The sequence below is a fragment of the Halomonas mongoliensis genome, assembly GCF_052496345.1.
Map to the genome: position 1 here is coordinate 2,943,191 of NZ_CP199288.1, position 19,435 is coordinate 2,962,625.

Genomic DNA, 19,435 nt, shown 5'->3' on the forward strand with positions numbered 1-19,435 from the left:
CCCGTAGTGCCATAACAACGAACCCGCCTAGAGGAAATCGCCATGACTGCCAGGTTTACCGCCAAGAGCCTCACCGCCATCGTCCTGCCGCTGGCCGCCCTGACCGGCTTCAGTGCCGCCGCCCAGGCCGACGACTGGACACCGACCCGCAACATCGAGTTCATCGCCCCGGCCAACCCCGGCGGCGGCTGGGACACCCTGGTGCGCACCGTCTCGCGGGTGATCCAGGAGGAGGGGCTGGCCGAGCGCAGCTTCGGTGCCATCAACGTGCCGGGAGGCGGCGGGGCCGTGGCCTGGGCGCAGATCGCCCGCGACACCGGCAACCCCCATAAGCTGTTTGCCACCAGTCCGCCGATCATCCTGGTGCCCCTGGCCGGCACCTCGCGCTTTGACCACACCGACTTCACTCCCGTCGCGCGGCTGATCACCGACTACTCCATCATCCTGGTCAAGGCCGACGCACCCTACGAGGACCTCAACGAGCTCTTCGAGGCGATTGCCGAGAACCCCAGCCTGAGCATCGGCGGCGGCAGCGCGCCGGGCTCCATGGACCATATCTCCATGGCCGGGGTGGCCGCCGCGGCCGGCCTCGATGCCGCCAGCGTCAACTACATCCCCTTCTCCGGTGGCGGTGAGGCCATGACCAACCTGATGGGCGGTCACGTGGCAGCGGTGATCACCGGTGCGGGCGAGGCCTCCGGCCAGCTGGGCGAGGGCAGTGGCCTGCGCCCTCTCGGTGTCTCCTCTCCCGAGCGGCTGGGCGGCGTGCTGGCGGATATCCCCACCTATCAGGAGCAGGGAATCGATTACACCTTCGACATCTGGCGCGGCGTGATGGGCACTCCGGACATGCCCGAGGAGGCGGTGGCCTACTACGAGGCGCTGTTCGCCGAGATGCTCGAGACCGATGGCTGGGAAGCAGCTCGCGACCAGCTGGGCTGGATCGATGCCTACCAGGACAGTGAGGCGTTCGGCGCCTTCCTGGACGAGCAGAAGGAGCAGTTCAGTACCATCCTCGGTGACCTCGGCCTGCTCGGCGGCTGACCCCTCCACCCCTCTGTCTCACCGCTTGCCCGGGAGCCTGGCTCCCGGGCGGGCCCGTCCCCATGTGTCGGCACTGCGGTGCCGTCGGGCAGGTTCCTATGACGCGACTCAACTCCAACCAGATCATCGCGCTGCTGCTGGCGCTGTTCTCGGTGGGCTACCTGGCCATGGCCTGGCAGATCCCCCAGTTCCCCCTGCCGCGCCCCATCGACTCCGACCTCTTTCCCAAGGTGCTCGGATTCACCCTGCTGGGCCTGGCAGTGCTGCTCTTCTTCGAGGCGCCCGCCGCCGGCGAGCCCCAGCCCGACGGCGACTCGGCCGAGTCCAGTGAGACGCTGCTGCTGCGCCCCTGGTCGCGGGTGGTGGTGACCGCCATCGCCCTTGCCGCCTATGCGCTGCTGCTGGTGCCGGTGGGCTTTGTGCTGGCCTCCACGGCACTCTGCTTCGGCCTCGGCTGCTACTACGGCTATCGTCGCCACGCCGTCAACCTGGCGACCTCGCTGGGCGTGGTGCTGACCCTCTACCTGACCCTGACCCGGGTGATGGGCGTCTACCTGCCCACCGGCCTGCTGCCGTTCTGACCGGCGAGAGAGTGATTCCATGGATGCCTTTAATAACCTGATCTATGGCTTCAGCATCGCGCTGGACCCGATCAACATCTTCTACGTCTTCGCGGGGGTCTTCGCCGGCACGGTGATCGGCATGCTGCCGGGGCTCGGGCCGATCAGCGCCCTGGCGCTGATGATCCCGCTCACCTTCGGCATGGAGCCCTCCTCGGGGCTGATCCTGATGGCCGGGGTCTATTACGGCGCCATCTTCGGCGGCTCCACCTCCTCGATCCTGCTCAACGCGCCCGGCGTGGCGGGCACCGTGGCCACCTCCTTCGACGGCTACCCGCTCGCCAAGCAGGGCCAGGCCGGCAAGGCCCTGGCCATCGCTGCCTACGCCTCCTTCATCGGCGGCACCATCTCCATCATCTTCCTGATGCTGGTGGCACCGCTTCTCGGCCGGGTGGCGGTCAGCTTCGGTCCCGCCGAGTACTTCTCGCTGATGGTGCTGGGGCTTACCGCAGTGGTCTCGCTCTCCGACAAGTCGCTGGTCAAGGGGCTTATCGCCGCCGTGGTGGGGGTGATGATCTCCATCATGGGCATCGACCTGCAGACCGGCACCGAGCGCTTCACCTTCGGCACCGTTCATCTGCTCGACGGTATCGACTTCCTGGTAGTGGCGCTGGGGATCTTCGCCCTGGCCGAGGTCTTCTACATGCTGCTCAGGGGCGGCGGCGGCAAGGAGCAGCCGCGCAACGCCATCGGCTCGCTCAGGCTCACGAAGCAGGAGGTCAGGCAGATCGCGCCGCCCATCGGGCGCAGCTCCATACTCGGCTTCTTCACCGGGGTGCTGCCCGGGGCCGGCGCCACCATCGGCTCCTTCCTCGGCTACAGCATGGAGAAGCGTCTGGCCAAGGACGGCGACACCTTCGGCAAGGGCAACATCAAGGGGGTGGCGGCGCCGGAGTCGGCCAACAATGCCGCCTGCACCGGCTCCTTCGTGCCGCTCTTGACCCTCGGCGTGCCCGGTTCCGGCTCCACCGCGGTGCTGCTCGGCGCCCTGCTGGTGATGGGGGTCTCCCCCGGGCCTGCGATGCTGGTGGACCGCCCCGACGTCTTCTGGGGCGTGGTGGCCAGCATGTACCTGGGCAATATCTTCCTGCTGGTGCTCAACCTGCCGCTGATCCCGCTGATCGCCAAGATCCTTGACCTGCCGCGGCCGCTGCTATTGGCGCTGATCCTGATCTTCTGCATGGTCGGGGTCTACGGCATGAGCTTCAGCGTCTTCGACCTGCTGCTGCTGCTCGGCTTCGGCCTGCTGGGGCTCGGCATGCGCCTGTTCGGCTTCCCGGCCGCACCGCTGATCCTGGCGTTGATCCTCGGCAGCATCATGGAGGAGTCCATGCGCCGGGCGCTGCAGATCTCCGGAGGCGACTGGTCGATCTTCATCGACAAGCCGATCTCCCTGGCGCTGCTGGTGGTGGCCGCGCTCTCTCTGACCCTGCCGCTGCTGCGCAAGTTCAGGGCCCGCTGACCCCTCCGCCTGGCCGCCGTTCGCGGGGGCGCCGGCCATGCCGGCGCCCCCGCGTCGTTGTACCTGGGCTCTCGGCGCGCGGCACGTCCGCCGCGCACTGACCTGGCGCAAGGGGGCGGGCACGACGCACCGAACGGTGCATGGCGGCGCCCTCGGTTGCACCGAGGCGGTGCGTCAAGCACGCTGCTGCGCCGCACCAACTGGTGCCAACTGATTGTCTTGGAACGTCTTTATCGCGAATGGCCCGCTGTGGCGCACCCCTTGCAATGTCTCCTTGTCCCACCACAACGACCCCCTTCGGGGAGCAAGGAGATTCTCGTGACCCCTTCCCATCGCAAGTCGCTGCCGCTTCGTCCCCTGACCGCCGCGCTGCTGACCGCCTCCCTGCTGGGCGCCGGCGGCCAGGCCCTGGCCGACGACGACCCCATCAAGGTGGGCATCCTGCACTCGCTCTCCGGCACCATGGCGATCAGCGAGACGGTGCTCAAGGACACCGTGGAGATGCTGATCGCCAAGCAGAACGAGCAGGGGGGGCTGCTCGGCCGCCAGCTAGAGGCGGTGGTGGTGGACCCGGCCTCCAACTGGCCGCTGTTCGCCGAGCGCGCCCGGGAGCTGCTCGCCCAGCATGAGGTGGACGTGGTCTTCGGCAACTGGACCTCGGTGTCGCGCAAGGCGGTGCTGCCGGTGTTCGAGGAGCTCAACGGCCTGCTCTTCTATCCGGTGCAGTACGAGGGGGAGGAGTCCTCCGAGAACGTCTTCTACACCGGCGCCGCGCCCAACCAGCAGGCCATCCCCGCGGTGGAGTACCTGATCAACGAGATGGGCATCGAGCGCTTCGCGCTGCTCGGCACCGACTACGTCTATCCGCGCACCACCAACCGCATCCTCGAAGCCTTCCTCAAGGAGGAGCACGGCATCGCCGACGAGGACATCATGGTCAATTACACCCCCTTCGGGCACAGCGACTGGCAGAACATCGTCGCCGAGGTGCGCCGTTTCGGCAGCGAGGGCAAGCCCACCGCGGTGGTCTCCACCATCAACGGCGATGCCAACGTGCCCTTCTACCGGGAGCTGGGCAACCAGGGGGTGGACGCTGGCGACATCCCGGTCATCGCCTTCTCGGTGGGAGAGCAGGAGCTCACCGGCATCGACACCGCCCCCCTGGTGGGCCACCTGGCCGCCTGGAACTACTTCATGAGCGTCGACACCGACGCCAACTACGACTTCATCGACGCCTGGATCGAGTGGACCGGCGACGAGGAGGCGGTCACCAACGACCCCATGGAGGCCCACTACATCGGCTTCAACATGTGGGCCGAGGCGGTGCGCAAGGCCGGCACCACCGACCCCGACGCCATCAAGGACGCCATCATCGGCGTGGTGGTGCCGAACCTCTCCGGCAGCTACGCGGCGATGATGCCCAACCACCACATCACCAAGCCGGTGCTGATCGGCGAGGTCCAGGACAACGGCCAGTTCGACATCGTCTGGCAGACCCCCTCCACCGTGGTCGGCGACGCCTGGTCCGACTTCCTGCCCGGCTCCCGTGACCTGATGGCCGACTGGCAGGCGCCCATGCGCTGCGGCAACTTCAACGTGGCCACCGGCCGCTGCGGCGGCAGCACCGCCGCCGAGGAGGCCGAGGCCGCCCTCGCCGAGTAACGCCCCTGTCCGACCCTGCCCCCGCCGCTCCATGGCGGGGGCGCACGCCCGCTTTACCTACTTCGTGATTCCCTATTGCAAAGGATGAACCCATGAGGCGTCTCCTTTTTCTCTGGCTGCTGGTGCTGCTGGCCGTGCCGCTGGGCGCCCAGGCCCAGCCCGCGGCCGACGATTCCGCAGCCATCGAGCTGCTCGACGCCCTGGACGTCGACAGCTTCCCCGCCAAGGGCCGCGCCATCGAGGCCATTGTGGCCAGCGACGACGAGCGCGCCCGAGGCTGGCTCCAGGCCCTGCTCGACGGGCGCCTGCAGCGCGCCGACGATGGCCGCTTCGTGGTGGTGCTGGACAACCGCGGCCGCGACTGGCGGGTGGAGGATGCCCTCACCGGCGAGGCGCTGGGCGAGATGTCCCGCCGCGATCTCGACCGCATCGGCATCAACAACGCCCTGCGCAACCAGCTGCGCAGCGCCATCGCCGTGGTAGATCTCTACTCGGCGGACCTCGCGCTGCGCCGCGCCTCCGCCGAGCGGCTGCTGGGCGAGGTGGACGCCGACCTGGCCGGCCCCCTGGCCGAGGTGATCGAGGGCGAGGAGGACGCCCGGGTACGACGCCGCCTGACCCAGGCGCTCGCCATCCACCGCCTGGAGCAGGGCGAGGTGGCCGCCGTGGCCGACCTCGAGGGCAGCCTGCACTCCCGGGTCCGCGTCGCTCTCAATCAGGCGGCCAACGGCGACGACCCGATGCTGGCCGACGCCGCCCGCAGTGCCTTGAACCAGATCGAGCAGATGCTCAAGGTCAACCGCGCCGCCGAGACCCTCTACTTCGGGCTCTCGCTCGGCTCGGTACTGGTGCTGGCGGCCATCGGCCTGGCCATCACCTTCGGGGTGATGGGGGTGATCAACATGGCCCACGGCGAGCTGATCATGCTCGGCGCCTACACCACCTGGATGATGCAGCAGCTGCTGCCCGGCCAGCCGGGCCTGGCCCTGGTGCTGTCGGTGCCCGCCGGCTTCCTGGTGGCGGCGCTGGCCGGCATCGCCATCGAGCGCGGGGTGATCCAGTTCCTCAAGGGGCGGCCGCTGGAGACCCTGCTGGCCACCTTCGGCATCAGCCTGATCCTGCAACAGCTGGTGCGTACCCTGATCTCGCCCCAGAACCGCACCGTGGTCTCCCCGGAGTGGATGAGCGGCTCCATCGCCGTCAACGACGCCCTCTCGCTGACCCTCAACCGCCTGGTGGTGATCGCCTTCGCCCTGGCGGTGTTCGCCGCTCTGGTGCTGATCATGCGCCGGACCCGGCTCGGGCTCGAGGTGCGGGCGGTGACCCAGAACCGCGCCATGGCGCGCTCCATGGGCATCCGCGCCACCCGGGTCGATATCCTCACCTTCGCCCTGGGCTCCGGGGTGGCGGGGCTCGCCGGGGTGGCGCTCTCCCAGCTCACCAACGTGGGGCCCAACCTGGGCCAGAGCTACATCATCGACTCCTTCATGGTGGTGGTGTTCGGCGGCGTCGGAAACCTCTGGGGCACCCTGGTGGCGGGCCTGTCGCTGGGGGTGATCAACCAGGTGCTGGAACCCTGGGCGGGCGCCGTGCTGGCCAAGATCATCGTGCTCGTCTTCATCATCCTGTTCATTCAGAAGCGCCCCCGCGGACTCTTCCCGCAGAAGGGCCGGGCGGCGGAGGGCTAACCGATGCATTCCACACACTTCTGGCTGACGCGCCCCTTCGCCGAGCGCTCGACGCAGCTCTTCCTGGCCGTGCTGCTGGCGGCCATGACCCTGGTGACGCTGCTGCACCTGGCCGTGCCCCAGGGCCACCCGCTTTACGTCAACGCCTATACCGTCAACCTCTTTGGCAAGTACCTGAGCTATGCGCTGCTGGCCGTCGCCGTGGACCTGGTGTGGGGCTATCTGGGCATCCTGAGCCTGGGTCACGGCGCCTTCTTCGCGCTGGGCGGCTACGCCATGGGCATGTACCTGATGCGCCAGATCGGCGACCGCGGGGTGTATGGTGATCCCGTGCTGCCGGACTTCATGGTGTTCCTGAGCTGGGAGAACCTGCCCTGGTACTGGCTCGGCTTCGACATGGCCTGGTTCGCCTTCCTGATGGTGCTGCTGGTGCCCGGCGCCCTGGCGCTGGTGTTCGGCTTCCTCGCCTTCCGCTCTCGAGTCACCGGGGTCTATCTTTCGATCATCACCCAGGCGCTCACCTTCGCCCTGATGCTGGCCTTCTTCCGCAACGAGATGGGCTTCGGCGGCAGCGACGGCCTGACCGATTTCCGAGAGATTCTGGGCTTCAACCTGAGAAGCAACGAGACGCGCCTCGGGCTCTTCCTGGCCAGCGGCGTGGCGCTGGCCCTGGGCTACGTCGTGTGCCGAGCCATCGTGGGAAGCAAGCTCGGCCGGGTCTGCGTGGCCACCCGTGACGCCGAGGCGCGCACGCGCTTTCTCGGCTACCGGGTGGAGCGCTTCCAGCTCTTCGTCTTCGTGGTCTCGGCGATGCTGGCGGGGCTTGCCGGCGCCCTCTACGTGCCCCAGGTGGGGATCATCAACCCCAGCGAGTTCTCGCCGCTCTTCTCCATCGAGATCGTGCTCTGGGTGGCGCTGGGCGGCCGGGCGACCCTCTACGGGGCGGTGATCGGGGCGATACTGGTCAACTACGCCAAGACCTATTTCACCGGCGCCATGCCCGACGCCTGGCTCTTCGCCCTCGGCGGGCTCTTCGTGCTGGTCACGGTCTTCCTGCCCAAGGGCGTGGCGGGGATCCTCGCCTATCGCCTGAAGCGTCGCCGAACGGGCGATGACGCCGGCGCGTCCGGCAATGAAAACAGCGCCACCGGCTCGGAGGTGACCCCATGAGCTTCCTGAGATCCCTGGCCGACCGCGATCGCGTCTTCGACTTCCTGGTGCCGACCGCCTCGCCGGTGGACGTGCGCCACGGCCCGATCCTCTACCTGGAGGACGTCACGGTGAGCTTCGACGGCTTCAAGGCCATCGACAACCTCAACCTGACCATCGACGACGGCGAGCTGCGCTGCATCATTGGCCCCAACGGCGCCGGCAAGACCACCATGATGGATATCATCACCGGCAAGACCCGCCCCGACACCGGCTCGGTGTGGTTCGGCAGCCGCCACGACCTGCTGACGATGAACGAGCCGGAGATCGCCAGTCTCGGCATCGGCCGCAAGTTCCAGAAGCCCACGGTCTTCGAGGCGCTCAGCGTGTTCGAGAACCTGGAGCTGGCCATGGCCGCCGATAAGCGCATCCTGCCGACCCTCACCGCCCGCATGAGTGGCGAGGTGCGCGACCGCATCGAGGAGGGGCTGGCCACCATCGGCCTCACCGCGCTGCGCGACCGGCCGGCGGGCATCCTCTCCCACGGCCAGAAGCAGTGGCTGGAGATCGGCATGCTGCTGATGCAGCGCCCGCGCCTGCTGCTGGTGGACGAGCCGGTGGCCGGCATGACCGAGCAGGAGATGGAGCGCACCGCGGAGCTCTTGACCGGCCTTGCCGGCAAGCAGTCGGTGGTGGTGGTGGAGCACGACATGGGCTTCGTGCGCTCCATCGCCCGCCAGGTGACGGTGCTTCACCAGGGCAGCGTGCTGGCCGAGGGGACCATGGACCAGGTGGCCAGCGACCCCAGGGTGATCGAGGTCTACCTGGGGGCCGAGGCCGACGAGGAGATGGCGTGATGCTCAGGATCGACAAGCTCAACCAGTACTACGGCGAGAGCCATACCCTCTGGGATCTCGACCTCGAGGTGCCCGCAGGGGAGTGCACCTGCGTGATGGGCCGCAACGGGGTGGGCAAGACCACCCTGATGAAGGCGATCATGGGCGAGGTAACAGTGGCCTCCGGCAGCCTCCGCTACGCTGACGACGTGGAGCTGACCCGGCGGCGCGTCGAGGAGCGTTCGCGGCTCGGCATCGGCTATGTGCCCCAAGGCCGCCAGATCTTCCCGCTGCTCAGCGTGGAGGAGAACCTGCGCACCGGGCTCGCCGCCCGGGGCGACGGCCGCAGGACGATTCCCGAGCGCATCTATGAGCTCTTCCCGGTGCTTCAGGAGATGAGGCACCGCCGCGGCGGCGATCTCTCCGGGGGCCAGCAGCAGCAGCTGGCCATCGGCCGGGCGCTGGTGCTCGAGCCGCGGCTGCTGATCCTCGACGAGCCGGGGGAGGGCATCCAGCCCAATATCGTCACCCTGATCGGCGAGGTGATCCGCCGGCTGATCGCGGAGGACGGCCTCACCGTGCTGCTGGTGGAGCAGAAGCTGCCCTTCGCCCGCAAGTACGCCGACCGCTTCGTGATCATGGACCGCGGCCGGCCGGTGGCCAAGGGGCCCATCGACGAGCTCTCCGATGCGCTGATCAGGGAGCACCTGACGGTCTAGGCGTGAAACGCCGAGCATCGAGGCGCCTCCCGTGGTTCACGGGGGGGCGTCCTGCACCCTTATGGACTGCCCGGTCGTGCGCCTGCACCCGAAAGGTGCGCGGCGGCCTCTCCTGATGCACCGCGAGGGGGCGAGGGGCCGCCTTCCTGGTCCCGGAATTCATTTCAACCATATGAATGATAAGGGAAATATATCCCTCTCTCCATTCTGGTACGCGCCTTGCTGAAGACTGGTCAGAAATGCCACCGCACGAGCCGCCCATGACCGCCTTCGAGCCCTCCCTTTCCCCCCCGCCGCCGGCATCCGGCCACCGCTTCGATGCCGAGCGGCGCTGGGAGGCGACGCTTGAGCTGCGTTTCGCCGAGCGGGACGGGGCGACGCGGCTGACCCGGGCGCGCCATTGCGGGCCGCTGCGGGTGCAGCGCCCCTTCTATCCGGAGGGGCCTGCGGGCGTCTGCCACCTCTACCTGCTCCATCCGCCGGGGGGGCTGGTCAGCGGCGATGCCCTGACCATCTCGGCGCGGGTCGAGGCGGGCGCCCAGGCGCTGCTCACCACGCCGGCGGCCAACAAGCTCTATCGCGCCGACAGCCACGGGGTGGCCTGGTGTCAGGCCACCCACCTGGAGGTCGACGATGGCGGCACCCTGGAGTGGCTGCCCCAGGAGACCATCGCCTTCGACGGCTCCCGGGGGGAGCAGAGCACCCGGATCGACCTTTCGGGCACCGCCCGCTGCCTGGGCTGGGAGGTGCTGGCCCTGGGGCGCCCGGCAAGTGCGCTGCCCTATCGCTCGGGGCGCCTCGAACAGCGCTTTCGCCTCACCCGTGACGGCAGGCCCCTGTGGCTGGAGCGCCAGCCGCTGGACCCCGCCCACCCGCGCTTCACGGGGCGCTGGGGGCAGGGGGGCGCCAGCGTCCAGGCGACCCTCTGGGCGGTGGGCCTGGTTGAGGCGCCCGAGGCCATCGAGGCGCTGCGCGACGCGCTTCCCGCCTCGCCCCGCTGGGCGGTGACCCTGCGCCACGGCGTGCTGCTGCTGCGCTACCTGGGCGATGAGCGCCGCGAGGCCTGGGCGCTCTGCGAGGCCGCCTGGCGAGTACTGCGCCCACGGCTGCTGGGCCTCGAGGCCCAGATCCCGCGCATCTGGCTGACCTGATTCCCTTCACCGACGAGACGACGCCATGGAACTGACACCCCGCGACAAGGACAAGCTGATGCTCTTTCTGGCCGCTCAGCTGGCCGAGCGCCGCCGCGCCCGCGGCCTGAAGCTCAACTATCCCGAGGCGGTGGCGCTGATCAGCTTCGAGATCATGGAGGGCGCTCGGGATGGCCGCAGCGTGGCCGACCTGATGAGCGCCGGCCGCGAGATCCTCGGCCGCGACGACGTCATGGAAGGCGTGGCCGAGATGGTCCACGAGGTGCAGGTGGAGGCCACCTTCCCGGACGGCACCAAGCTGGTCACCGTTCATAGTCCGATTGTCTGAGGAGCTCCCCATGATTCCCGGTGAATATCGATTGCAGGACGGCGAGATCGCGCTCTGCGAGGGGCGCGAACGGATCACCGTCGAGGTGGCCAACACCGGCGACCGGCCGATACAGATCGGCTCCCACTACCACTTCGCCGAGGCCAACCCGGCGCTGGTCTTCGACCGCGACAAGACCCGCGGCCATCGCCTCGACGTGGCCGCCGGCACCGCGATCCGCTTCGAGCCGGGCCAGACCCGGGAGGTGACCCTGATTCCCTTTGCAGGCACGCGCCATATCTACGGCTTCCTCGGCGAGGTCATGGGTGCGCTGGAAGGAGGCAAATCATGAAGATCTCGAGACAGGCCTACGCCGATATGTACGGCCCCACGGTGGGCGACCGGGTGCGCCTTGGCGACACCGAGCTGTGGATCGAGGTGGAGCGCGACGCCACCCACTACGGCGAGGAGGTGAAGTTCGGCGGCGGCAAGGTGATCCGCGACGGCATGGGCCAGAGCCAGCGCCATGACGACAGCGTGATGGACACCGTGATCACCAACGCCCTGATCCTCGACTGGTGGGGCATCGTCAAGGCGGATGTGGGGCTGCAAAATGGCCGCATCGCCGCCATCGGCAAGGCGGGCAATCCCGATACCCAGCCGGGCGTGGAGATCGTGATCGGCCCCGGCACCGAGGTGATTGCCGGCGAAGGCATGATCCTCACCGCCGGCGGCATCGACGCCCATATCCACTTTATCTGCCCCCAGCAGGTGGAGGAGGCGCTGGCCAGCGGCATCACCACCATGCTTGGCGGCGGCACCGGACCCGCCACCGGCTCCAAGGCCACCACCTGCACCCCCGGCGAGTGGCATATCGCCCGCATGCTCCAGGCGGTGGATGAGCTGCCCATGAATATTGGCCTTCTGGGCAAGGGCAACGCCAGCCTGCCCGAGGCCCTGGCGGCGCAGATCGAGGCCGGTGCCATGGGGCTCAAGCTCCACGAGGACTGGGGTACCACGCCGGCATCCATCGACACCTGCCTGTCGGTAGCCGAGCAGTACGATGTGCAGATCGCCATCCATACCGACACCCTCAACGAGTCGGGCTTCGTGGAGGACACCCTGGCGGCGTTCAAGGAGCGCGGCATCCACACCTACCACACCGAGGGGGCCGGGGGCGGCCACGCGCCGGACATTCTCACCGCCTGCTCGAAGCCCTACGTGCTGCCGTCCTCCACCAACCCGACCCGGCCCTATACGGTCAATACCATCGACGAGCACCTCGACATGCTGATGGTGTGCCATCACCTGGACCCCAACATCCCCGAGGACGTGGCCTTCGCCGACTCGCGCATCCGCCGCGAGACCATCGCCGCCGAGGACATCCTTCAGGATCTCGGCGTGATCTCGATGATCGCCTCCGACTCCCAGGCCATGGGCCGGGTGGGGGAGGTGGTGTGCCGCACCTGGCAGACCGCTCACAAGATGAAGGTGCAGCGAGGCCTCTTGCCCGAGGACGAGGCGCTTGGTGCCGACAACTTCCGCGCCCGGCGCTATATCGCCAAGTACACCATCAACCCGGCGATCACCCACGGCATCAGCCACGAGGTGGGCTCCGTCGAGGTGGGCAAGCTGGCCGACCTGGTGCTCTGGAGCCCGGCCTTCTTCGGCGTCAAGCCGGCACTGATTCTCAAGGGCGGCATGATCGCCATGGCGCCCATGGGCGACCCCAACGCCTCAATCCCTACGCCCCAGCCGGTCCACTACCGGCCGATGTTCGGCGCCCTGGGGCGGGCGGCAAGCCTGACCCGGGTCAGCTTCGTCAGCCAGGCGGCCCTGGACGCGGGGATCCAGGAGTGGCTGGGCCTGGCGAGCCGGCTGGTGGCGTGCCGTAACGTGCGCGGCGTCCGCAAGGGGGATATGAAACTCAACGACGCCTGCCCCGAGCTGACGGTAGACCCCCAGACCTACGAGGTGCGCTGCGACGGGGAGCTTCTGACCTGCGAGCCCGCCACCGAGCTGCCGCTGGCCCAGCGCTACCACCTGTTCTAGGAGTCCGAGATGCTGAGACTGACCGAACGCCTGGGCCCCATCGCGGCGGACCAGGCCACCGATACCCTGACGCTGCCCTATGAGCTGCGTATTCGCGGCCGCCTCAAGGCGGAAAGCGACGCCGGCCGCGACCTCGGGCTCTTCCTCGACCGCGGCCCGGTGCTGCGCGACGGCGAGGGGCTGCGCGCCGAGGGCGGCGAGGTGGTGCGCATCCGCGCCGCCGACGAGCCGGTGGTCACCGCCCGCATCGCCGCCGGCCTGCCCCTGGCGCGGCTCGCCTACCACCTGGGCAACCGCCATGTGCAGCTGGCGCTGGGCGAGGACGAGAAGGGGGGATACGTACGCTTTCCGCTGGACCATGTGCTGGAGGAGCTGGCAGCGCTGCTCGGCGCCACGCTCGAGCACCACCGGGCCCCCTTCGACCCGGAGCCCGGCGCCTACCAGCAGCTGGGCGGGCACGGCCACTCACACAGCCACTCGCACGGGCACGACCACGACCATGGGCACGAGCATGGCCACCCCCATGCCCACTGAGCCGGAGGCTCCGATGGAGAAGGCGTCGGATGACGATCTGGCCCTGCTCGGGCTGCTGCAGTGGGTCAGCCCGGCGCTGCCCATCGGCGCCTTCGCCTTCTCCCAGGGGCTGGAGAGCGCCTTCGAGCTGGGCTGGGTAAGCGACGAGGCGAGCCTCGGCGACTGGCTCGAAGGAGTACTCGAGGATGGCCTGACCCGCTGCGACCTGCCGGCGCTTTCGCGCCTGCATGCCGCCTGGTCGGAGGGTGACGGCGAGGCGGTGGCCGAGTGGGACGCCTGGCTTGCCGCCAACCGCGAGACCGCGGAGCTCGCCGCCGAGGATGCGCGGCTCGGGGCCTCGCTCAAGCGCCTGCTGGGCAGCCTGGCGCTGCTGCCCCCTGATGTTTCAAGTCATGGGCCAGAGCTCCCGGAAGGGGCGGGCTATGTGACGCTGTTTGCCTGGGCGGCCCGGGTGCGCGGCATTGCGGTGCGCCAGGCGCTGCTCGGCTTCGCCTGGGCCTGGCTGGAGAACCAGCTGGCGGTGGCCTGCAAGGCGCTGCCCCTGGGCCACACCGCCGCCCAGCGAATCGTCGAGCGCCTGCGTCCGGCCCTGGTCGCCGCGGTGGACGAGGCCCTGGCCCTGCCCGATGACGAACTCGGCCCGGCGCTGCCCGGCCTGGCCCTGGCCAGCGCCCTGCACGAGACCCAGTATTCGCGACTTTTCAGAAGTTAGCGCCAAGACAGGACGGCAGGGCGATTACTGGCGAATCCACCTCGCGCGGCCGCTGGTACACCGGACGAAGCGACGCGGGAAATCTTCAGGGATGAAGATTTAGGAAAGTCGGTACAGGGATGTGCCGTCTTTCCGACCGCGGGAGTCCGGCCGGGGTGCCAGGGTTTCGGTCGCGTGGCGTGGTGAGTCCAGTGAGTCGCCCGAGCCGACAGGATAACGACGAAAGAGTAAAAGAGGAGACACGACATGACCCATTGTTTACGCGTTGGCGTCGGTGGCCCGGTGGGCTCCGGCAAGACGGCGCTGCTCAAGCAGCTCTGCCTGGCCCTGCGCGACCACTACGATATCGCCGTGGTCACCAACGACATCTACACCCGAGAGGACGCCGACTTCCTGCTGCGCCACGAGGCACTCGCCGCGGATCGCATCCTCGGCGTGGAGACCGGCGGCTGCCCCCACACCGCCATCCGCGAGGACGCCTCCATGAACCTCGCCGCCATCGACGAGCTCCAGGGGCGCCACCCGGGCCTCGAGCTGGTGCTAGTGGAGTCCGGCGGCGACAACCTCTCGGCCACCTTCAGCCCCGAGCTCTCCGACCTCACCCTCTACGTGATCGACGTCTCCGCCGGCGACAAGATCCCCCGCAAGGGCGGCCCCGGCATCACCAAGTCGGACCTCTTGATCATCAACAAGATCGATATCGCCGAGCAGGTGCATGCGTCCCTCGAGGTGATGGAGCGCGACTCGAAGACGATGCGCGGCGAGCGCCCCTTCGTCTTCACCAACCTCTATGACGGCGTGGGCCTCGAGACCATCATCCAGTTCATCCTCGAGCGCGGCATGCTGCCGGAGCGCCGGCCACAGGCCGCCGCTATCGCCTGACCCACTCCCCCGTACCGACTCGACACACCGGCAAGGAGATCGCCACCATGACCTTACTCTCGATGTCTCTCTCGAAGCGCGCCGCTGCGGCTGCCGCGGCCACCGGCCTGATGCTTGGGGCCGGCTCGGCACTGGCTCACCCGGGCCACGGCGCCCCCGATGTCCATGCCCATACCGGCAGCCCGCTGCTGCTGCTGGCGGGCGCCTTCGCCGTGCTGGGCGTGACCGGGCTGGCCCTGCTGCTGCGGCGTGTCCTTCGCCAGCGACGGCTGCAGCGTCAGCGCTGAATGTCGGCGTCGCCCCAAGCAGAACGCCCGGCCAGTGGCCGGGCGTTCTGCTTGGGGGGCAGGGGGGATCAGGGCAGCAGGATGGTGGAGCCGGTGGTCTGGCGGCCCTGCAGGGCGTCCTGGGCCTGGCCGGCCTCGGCCAGCGGGTAGCGGTGGGAGATATCGACCTTGAGCTTGCCGCTTTCGAGCATGGCAAAGAGCTCATCGGCCATCATCTGCAGCCGCTCGGGGGTGTCGGCATAGCCGTTGAGGCTGGGACGGGTGACGAACTGCGACCCCTTCTGGTTGAGGATGCCCAGGTTGACCCCGTCGACCGCGCCGGAGGCGTTGCCGAAGCTGACCATCAGCGAGCGCGGCTTGAGGCAGTCGAGGGAGGTCTCCCAGGTGTCCTTGCCCACCGAGTCGTAGACCACGTCGCACATGGCGCCGTCGGTGAGTTCGCGCACCCGCTCGACCACGTTCTCCCTGGTGTAGTCGATAGTGGCCCAGGCGCCGTTCTGCTCGGCAAGGGCCGCCTTCTCCGGGGAGCTGACGGTGCCGATCAGCCTGACGCCGAGCGCCCGGGCCCACTGGCAGGCGATGGAGCCCACGCCGCCGGCGGCGGCGTGCCACAGGATGGTCTCGTCGCCCTTGAGCGCAAAGGTCTGGCGCATCAGGTACTGCACCGTCAGCCCCTTGAGCATGCTGGCCGCGGCGGTCTCGAAGTCGATGGATTCGGGCAGCTTGACCACCTTGTCGGCGGGCAGGGTGTGCAGCTCGGCATAGGCGCCCAGCGGCCCCTGGGCGTAGGCGACGCGGTCGCCGGGGGCGAGGTGGCTGATGCCTTCACCCACCGCCTCGATCACGCCGGCGCCCTCGGTGCCGAGCCCGGAGGGCAGCGACGGGGCGGGGTAGAGGCCGGTGCGGAAGTAGATGTCGATGAAGTTGAGGCCGATGGCGCGGTTGGCGATTCGCACCTCGCCGGGGCCGGGCTCGGCGGGGGAGACATCGACGAGTTCGAGCACCTCGGAGCCGCCGGTGCGGGCAAACTGGATACGCTTGGCCATGGTGTCAGGTCCTTGTCATGGGAGTGGAAAGCCGTGGGGACAGAGAGCCATCCAAACGCCGAACGTCCGGCCGGTCAAGTCGCTGGCTCCCTCGGCGGGTTCAGCCGGTCCCGAGCCCGTCGACGAAGGCCTGCCGCTCCGCCTCGAAGAAGGCCCGCTCCTGCTTGAAGCGGCGCAGCACCGCCTGCTCATCGAAGGCGAGCGGTGGCGTCAGCCGGCCGGAGAGCGCGGCGGGGTGCTGGAAGGCGAGGCCGACCCGCTCGCCCCGGTCGTTCTCCACCCAGCGAGTGATGCCGCACTCCCCCAGGAAGGCCTCATCCAGGTTCTCGTTTGGGGGGATGCAGAGCGGCGCCTTCAGGGCCAGGTCGTGGAGCAGCCGGCGCAGGGGCTCGCGACTCTCGCCGAGGGTAGCGGCGAGGGTCACGGCCATGCCCTCGCCGCTCTCGTCCATGACCAGCAGCGCCAGCGCCAGGGGCCGCCCCTTGTCATCCTCCAGCGCCCAGAGGCGCGCCGCCTCGACGGGAAACAGCAGGTGGCGGATACCGCTGAAGGCCACCAGCGGCGCCAGCCCTGCCTGGGTGCCATGGACCGCCGCACATAGCCGCGCCAGCCAGGCATCTTGCCGGGCGCCGGGCTCGAGACTCACCACCTTCATCGTGCTCTCCACTCTCTAGATTGGCTGGCGCGAAGCCTAGCATACTCCAGCGCCTCGGGGCCCTGTCACGGTCCCCCGCATCCCGCTATGCTGGCGGCCATGATCCTCAAGGAGTCGAGACGCCATGCGCCATCCGGAGATTACCCTGCCACGCCTGCTTGCCCATCGCGGCCTATCCGCCAGGGCCCCCGAGAACACCCTGGCCGCGGTGCGCGCCGCCCAGGCGGCGGGCTGTACTTGGGTCGAGCTGGATGTCCAGCTGCTGGGAGACGGCACGCCGGTGATCTGGCACGACGCCACGGTCAAGCGCTGCTCCGACGGGCGGGCGAGGCTCGCCGATCTGGACCTGCCCGGTGCCCGTCGACTTGACGTGGGCGCCTGGTTCGGCGACGAGTACCGAGGCGAGCGCATGGCGACCCTCTCGGAGATGCTGGCGCTGGTCGATGGCCTGGGGCTCGGGCTCAACCTGGAGCTCAAGGTCAACCGCGGCCGCAGCGCCGCCGCGCTGGTGGAGGAGGCGGTCCCTGCTGCCATGGAGGCGCTGCCACCGGAGCGGCTGATCGTCTCCTCCTTCCACGCCGGGGCGCTGGACGCCGCCCGTGATATGGCGCCGGCGAAGCGGCTGGCCCTGGGCGTGCTGTTCGAGGGGGTGACCAGCGACTGGCAGCACCGCTGCGAGGCCCTCGAGGCGTTCAGCGTCCACGCCGACTGGACGCGCCTCACCGAGCGCACTGCGCGTGCCGTGCGGGCGGCCGGCTACCCGCTGCTCTGCTACACGGCCAACGACCCGGCGGCCTTCGCCCACCAGTGGGGCTGGGGAGTGAACAGCGCGATCAGCGATGATCCCACTCGTTTCCTGGGCCACCTGCCTCCCGAGGCGTAAGCAGCCGCCCACGCAGAAGGGCCGCCCACCGGGCGGCCCTTCTGACCTTGGCCTTGTGCCGCCCCGTGGGGCGCTGGCTCAGCGGGTGGCGGGCTCGGCGTCGCGGCCGTCGTCCTGCTCCACCACCATGTCATCCTCCACATGGATCGGCTCTTCATGCTCGGCGTCGCGCACGCTGCGGGCGCGATGCTCGATCAGGAAGTAGAGGATCAGGCCGATGCCCAGGCCCCAGGCGGCGCCGTGGGTGGCGAGTACCACACCCATGATCCCTGCCACGCCCATGGCGGTGGCGTTGTGGATCTGCTCCACGGCCACCGCGATGCAGAGGTAGCCGGTGATCAGCAGGGTGATGGAGAGGGCGATGGGCAGCACCGGGCGGAAGGCGGTGACCAGCGGCAGCAGGAAGAGGGCGAAGAAGCCGACGATCCAGAACACCGAGGTGCCGGAGTAGATGCTCTCCATGGCCTTGCGGCCATAGCGGTAGCGCTCGGTGACGGTGGCCATGGCGCCGGTGAAGAGCGGGCCAGCCAGGCCCGGATAGGGCGCCAGCAGGGAGTGCATCAGGTTGCGCAGGCCGGTGATCAGGTGCACGCGGTCGACGTTGACCTCGATCTTCTCGTCGGGACGCAGGTGGTCGACGCGCTTGAGCAGGGTCTGACCCACGATGATATCGCCGAAGGCGATGATGTAGGCGATGATCGCGGTGGGGATGGCGGCGATCATCAGCTCGATGCCCGGGGCGCCGATGGAGAAGGGCAGGTAGGCCCAGATGCCGGCGAAGTCGGGAATGGCGATGCCCCACTCGACCTCGGGCAGCGGGTACTCGCCCACGCTCCAGCCGATGGCCATGGTGATCAGCATGCCCGGCACCATGCCGTAGGCAACGATGTTACGCGCCCAGCGATACTTCTCGGCCAGGTCCCGGAAGGAGAGCGAGAAGAGCACGTAGAGAGTGATCAGGCCGCCGATGCCGAGCGAGATGGGGGTGTTGTAGAGCCGGCCGCCGGCGCTGATCTCGCCGCTGATGGCGGCGATGCCGGCGCCCAGCAGGATCCCTGCCTTGATGGAGTCGGGAACGTTGTTGACCAGCTTGGTGCCGAGGCGAGTGACGGCCATGAACAGGAAGATGGCGGTGACCATGAGCTGCAGGGCGACCATCGCCTTGAGCGCCTCGGGGCCAGGTTCGAAGTCGCCGATAAACAGCAGCACCACCGGGATCGCGGGCGTGATCCAGCCGGCGATGAAGGGGATGCCGAGCAGCGGCGGGAGGATGAAGCCGATGCCACAGACCACGACAAAGGCCAGCGCTACCTCGTAGGGTATGCCGAGGTACTGCTCCAGCAGCGGAATCATGCCCAGGGAGATGACGAACATCACCAGGGCCTGGATGGTTTCCGGGATGGCCCAGGGGAAGTGGATGAAGGGGAGGCGAACCTTGAAGGGTCCCACCGGCCAGTAGGGTTGTTCCTCACCATACTTACGTTTCAGTAGCACGTCGATAACCTCTAGCGGTTCTGGTTGTTCATGGACATTCCTCGCTTATCTATTGTTGTTATTGGCTGTGGCGTTTTTACTTGGCGTAGCGGGCCAGGAACATTCGACCTTGTAACGAGCCCGGGCCGGCTGGCGATCGCGTGACTGTCGACAATATTTTGCTCTTGTGGCGAAAAGAGGCCAAAGAGTCGCGAAATGGGCGGGATATGACGCCAAGGTTGTTGACACTGAGGTGTCGCCAGCCGGTCTTTA

20 protein-coding genes are annotated in these 19,435 nt (G+C 68.5%); 17 read left to right on the top strand and 3 right to left on the bottom strand.

From position 1 onward, the window contains the following. The first annotated feature begins 42 nt into the window (after positions 1 to 42). From ACRYRV_RS13865 to ACRYRV_RS13940, 16 genes are all read left to right on the top strand, one after another. Complete coding sequence (locus tag ACRYRV_RS13865) at positions 43 to 1,044, top strand: Bug family tripartite tricarboxylate transporter substrate binding protein (RefSeq protein WP_253443672.1); 1,002 nt, start codon at positions 43 to 45, stop codon at positions 1,042 to 1,044. A 98-nt stretch (positions 1,045 to 1,142) separates the two neighbouring features. Next, positions 1,143 to 1,625 carry a tripartite tricarboxylate transporter TctB family protein gene (locus ACRYRV_RS13870; RefSeq protein ID WP_253443669.1) on the top strand — a complete coding sequence of 161 codons (483 nt, stop codon included), beginning with the start codon at positions 1,143 to 1,145 and terminating at the stop codon, positions 1,623 to 1,625. Between the two features lie 19 nt (positions 1,626 to 1,644). Next, complete coding sequence (locus tag ACRYRV_RS13875; protein ID WP_253443666.1) at positions 1,645 to 3,126, top strand: tripartite tricarboxylate transporter permease; 1,482 nt, start codon at positions 1,645 to 1,647, stop codon at positions 3,124 to 3,126. A 318-nt stretch (positions 3,127 to 3,444) separates the two neighbouring features. Beyond that, a complete protein-coding gene (urtA, locus tag ACRYRV_RS13880; protein ID WP_444984746.1) occupies positions 3,445 to 4,788 on the top strand; it encodes an urea ABC transporter substrate-binding protein in 1,344 nt (447 codons plus the stop codon). A gap of 92 nt (positions 4,789 to 4,880) precedes the next feature. After that, positions 4,881 to 6,476 carry an urea ABC transporter permease subunit UrtB gene (gene urtB / locus ACRYRV_RS13885; RefSeq protein WP_444984745.1) on the top strand — a complete coding sequence of 532 codons (1,596 nt, stop codon included), beginning with the start codon at positions 4,881 to 4,883 and terminating at the stop codon, positions 6,474 to 6,476. Between the two features lie 3 nt (positions 6,477 to 6,479). Continuing rightward, the gene (urtC, locus tag ACRYRV_RS13890) at positions 6,480 to 7,646 is read left to right on the top strand and encodes an urea ABC transporter permease subunit UrtC (protein ID WP_444984744.1); all 1,167 of its coding nucleotides are present in this window, start codon (positions 6,480 to 6,482) and stop codon (positions 7,644 to 7,646) included. Next, positions 7,643 to 8,482: an urea ABC transporter ATP-binding protein UrtD gene (urtD, locus tag ACRYRV_RS13895; protein ID WP_253443657.1), complete on the top strand. Its 840-nt coding sequence runs from the start codon at positions 7,643 to 7,645 to the stop codon at positions 8,480 to 8,482. Before urtC ends, urtD begins: the two co-directional genes overlap by 4 nt. Next, complete coding sequence (gene urtE, locus ACRYRV_RS13900) at positions 8,482 to 9,180, top strand: urea ABC transporter ATP-binding subunit UrtE (protein WP_253443655.1); 699 nt, start codon at positions 8,482 to 8,484, stop codon at positions 9,178 to 9,180. Before urtD ends, urtE begins: the two co-directional genes overlap by 1 nt. 260 nt (positions 9,181 to 9,440) lie before the next feature. Next, positions 9,441 to 10,331, top strand: a complete 891-nt coding sequence (locus ACRYRV_RS13905; protein WP_444984743.1) for an urease accessory protein UreD — start codon at positions 9,441 to 9,443, stop codon at positions 10,329 to 10,331. 25 nt (positions 10,332 to 10,356) lie between these two features. Continuing rightward, positions 10,357 to 10,659, top strand: a complete 303-nt coding sequence (locus tag ACRYRV_RS13910) for an urease subunit gamma (protein WP_444984742.1) — start codon at positions 10,357 to 10,359, stop codon at positions 10,657 to 10,659. A 10-nt stretch (positions 10,660 to 10,669) separates the two neighbouring features. After that, positions 10,670 to 10,990: an urease subunit beta gene (locus ACRYRV_RS13915; RefSeq protein ID WP_444984741.1), complete on the top strand. Its 321-nt coding sequence runs from the start codon at positions 10,670 to 10,672 to the stop codon at positions 10,988 to 10,990. Further along, on the top strand, positions 10,987 to 12,690 hold the full coding sequence (gene ureC, locus ACRYRV_RS13920; RefSeq protein ID WP_444984740.1) for an urease subunit alpha: 1,704 nt from the start codon (positions 10,987 to 10,989) through the stop codon (positions 12,688 to 12,690). Before ACRYRV_RS13915 ends, ureC begins: the two co-directional genes overlap by 4 nt. A 9-nt stretch (positions 12,691 to 12,699) precedes the next feature. Next, positions 12,700 to 13,224 (top strand): urease accessory protein UreE, encoded by a 525-nt coding sequence (gene ureE, locus ACRYRV_RS13925; protein ID WP_444984739.1) that lies wholly within the window; start codon positions 12,700 to 12,702, stop codon positions 13,222 to 13,224. Continuing rightward, positions 13,214 to 13,936: an urease accessory protein UreF gene (locus tag ACRYRV_RS13930; protein WP_444984738.1), complete on the top strand. Its 723-nt coding sequence runs from the start codon at positions 13,214 to 13,216 to the stop codon at positions 13,934 to 13,936. Before ureE ends, ACRYRV_RS13930 begins: the two co-directional genes overlap by 11 nt. Positions 13,937 to 14,182: 246 nt before the next feature. Beyond that, a complete protein-coding gene (ureG, locus tag ACRYRV_RS13935; protein ID WP_444984737.1) occupies positions 14,183 to 14,818 on the top strand; it encodes an urease accessory protein UreG in 636 nt (211 codons plus the stop codon). 47 nt (positions 14,819 to 14,865) lie between these two features. Further along, the gene (locus ACRYRV_RS13940) at positions 14,866 to 15,105 is read left to right on the top strand and encodes a hypothetical protein (RefSeq protein ID WP_253443642.1); all 240 of its coding nucleotides are present in this window, start codon (positions 14,866 to 14,868) and stop codon (positions 15,103 to 15,105) included. A gap of 68 nt (positions 15,106 to 15,173) precedes the next feature. Here ACRYRV_RS13940 and ACRYRV_RS13945 read toward each other — a convergent pair whose 3' ends face one another. Both ACRYRV_RS13945 and ACRYRV_RS13950 read right to left on the bottom strand, forming a co-directional pair. Beyond that, positions 15,174 to 16,151 carry an NADPH:quinone reductase gene (locus tag ACRYRV_RS13945; RefSeq protein WP_444984736.1) on the bottom strand — a complete coding sequence of 326 codons (978 nt, stop codon included), beginning with the start codon at positions 16,149 to 16,151 and terminating at the stop codon, positions 15,174 to 15,176. Between the two features lie 100 nt (positions 16,152 to 16,251). Further along, a complete protein-coding gene (locus tag ACRYRV_RS13950) occupies positions 16,252 to 16,806 on the bottom strand; it encodes a hypothetical protein (protein ID WP_444984735.1) in 555 nt (184 codons plus the stop codon). Between the two features lie 124 nt (positions 16,807 to 16,930). Between ACRYRV_RS13950 and ACRYRV_RS13955 the strand changes: the two genes are divergently transcribed. Further along, on the top strand, positions 16,931 to 17,689 hold the full coding sequence (locus ACRYRV_RS13955) for a glycerophosphodiester phosphodiesterase family protein (protein ID WP_253443638.1): 759 nt from the start codon (positions 16,931 to 16,933) through the stop codon (positions 17,687 to 17,689). Positions 17,690 to 17,767: 78 nt separating this feature from the next. On the opposite strand, the gene ACRYRV_RS13960 is transcribed toward ACRYRV_RS13955, so the two are convergent. After that, entirely contained in the window at positions 17,768 to 19,183 is a 1,416-nt protein-coding gene (locus ACRYRV_RS13960) for a xanthine/uracil/vitamin C permease (protein WP_253443636.1), read from the bottom strand. Between the last annotated feature and the right edge of the window lie 252 nt (positions 19,184 to 19,435).

Excerpts from the sequence above, each read along its gene's own strand:
- ACRYRV_RS13945 (WP_444984736.1), bottom strand. The coding sequence starts at position 16,151 with ATGGCCAAGCGTATCCAGTTTGCCCGCACCGGCGGCTCCGAGGTGCTC.
- urtD (WP_253443657.1), top strand. The coding sequence starts at position 7,643 with ATGAGCTTCCTGAGATCCCTGGCCGACCGCGATCGCGTCTTCGACTTC.
- ureE (WP_444984739.1), top strand. The coding sequence starts at position 12,700 with ATGCTGAGACTGACCGAACGCCTGGGCCCCATCGCGGCGGACCAGGCC.
- ACRYRV_RS13950 (WP_444984735.1), bottom strand. The coding sequence starts at position 16,806 with ATGAAGGTGGTGAGTCTCGAGCCCGGCGCCCGGCAAGATGCCTGGCTG.
- ACRYRV_RS13870 (WP_253443669.1), top strand. The coding sequence starts at position 1,143 with ATGACGCGACTCAACTCCAACCAGATCATCGCGCTGCTGCTGGCGCTG.
- ureC (WP_444984740.1), top strand. The coding sequence starts at position 10,987 with ATGAAGATCTCGAGACAGGCCTACGCCGATATGTACGGCCCCACGGTG.
- ACRYRV_RS13955 (WP_253443638.1), top strand. The coding sequence starts at position 16,931 with ATGCGCCATCCGGAGATTACCCTGCCACGCCTGCTTGCCCATCGCGGC.
- ACRYRV_RS13905 (WP_444984743.1), top strand. The coding sequence starts at position 9,441 with ATGACCGCCTTCGAGCCCTCCCTTTCCCCCCCGCCGCCGGCATCCGGC.
- ureG (WP_444984737.1), top strand. The coding sequence starts at position 14,183 with ATGACCCATTGTTTACGCGTTGGCGTCGGTGGCCCGGTGGGCTCCGGC.
- urtE (WP_253443655.1), top strand. The coding sequence starts at position 8,482 with ATGCTCAGGATCGACAAGCTCAACCAGTACTACGGCGAGAGCCATACC.
- ACRYRV_RS13910 (WP_444984742.1), top strand. The coding sequence starts at position 10,357 with ATGGAACTGACACCCCGCGACAAGGACAAGCTGATGCTCTTTCTGGCC.
- urtB (WP_444984745.1), top strand. The coding sequence starts at position 4,881 with ATGAGGCGTCTCCTTTTTCTCTGGCTGCTGGTGCTGCTGGCCGTGCCG.
- ACRYRV_RS13930 (WP_444984738.1), top strand. The coding sequence starts at position 13,214 with ATGCCCACTGAGCCGGAGGCTCCGATGGAGAAGGCGTCGGATGACGAT.
- ACRYRV_RS13865 (WP_253443672.1), top strand. The coding sequence starts at position 43 with ATGACTGCCAGGTTTACCGCCAAGAGCCTCACCGCCATCGTCCTGCCG.
- urtC (WP_444984744.1), top strand. The coding sequence starts at position 6,480 with ATGCATTCCACACACTTCTGGCTGACGCGCCCCTTCGCCGAGCGCTCG.
- ACRYRV_RS13875 (WP_253443666.1), top strand. The coding sequence starts at position 1,645 with ATGGATGCCTTTAATAACCTGATCTATGGCTTCAGCATCGCGCTGGAC.
- ACRYRV_RS13940 (WP_253443642.1), top strand. The coding sequence starts at position 14,866 with ATGACCTTACTCTCGATGTCTCTCTCGAAGCGCGCCGCTGCGGCTGCC.
- ACRYRV_RS13915 (WP_444984741.1), top strand. The coding sequence starts at position 10,670 with ATGATTCCCGGTGAATATCGATTGCAGGACGGCGAGATCGCGCTCTGC.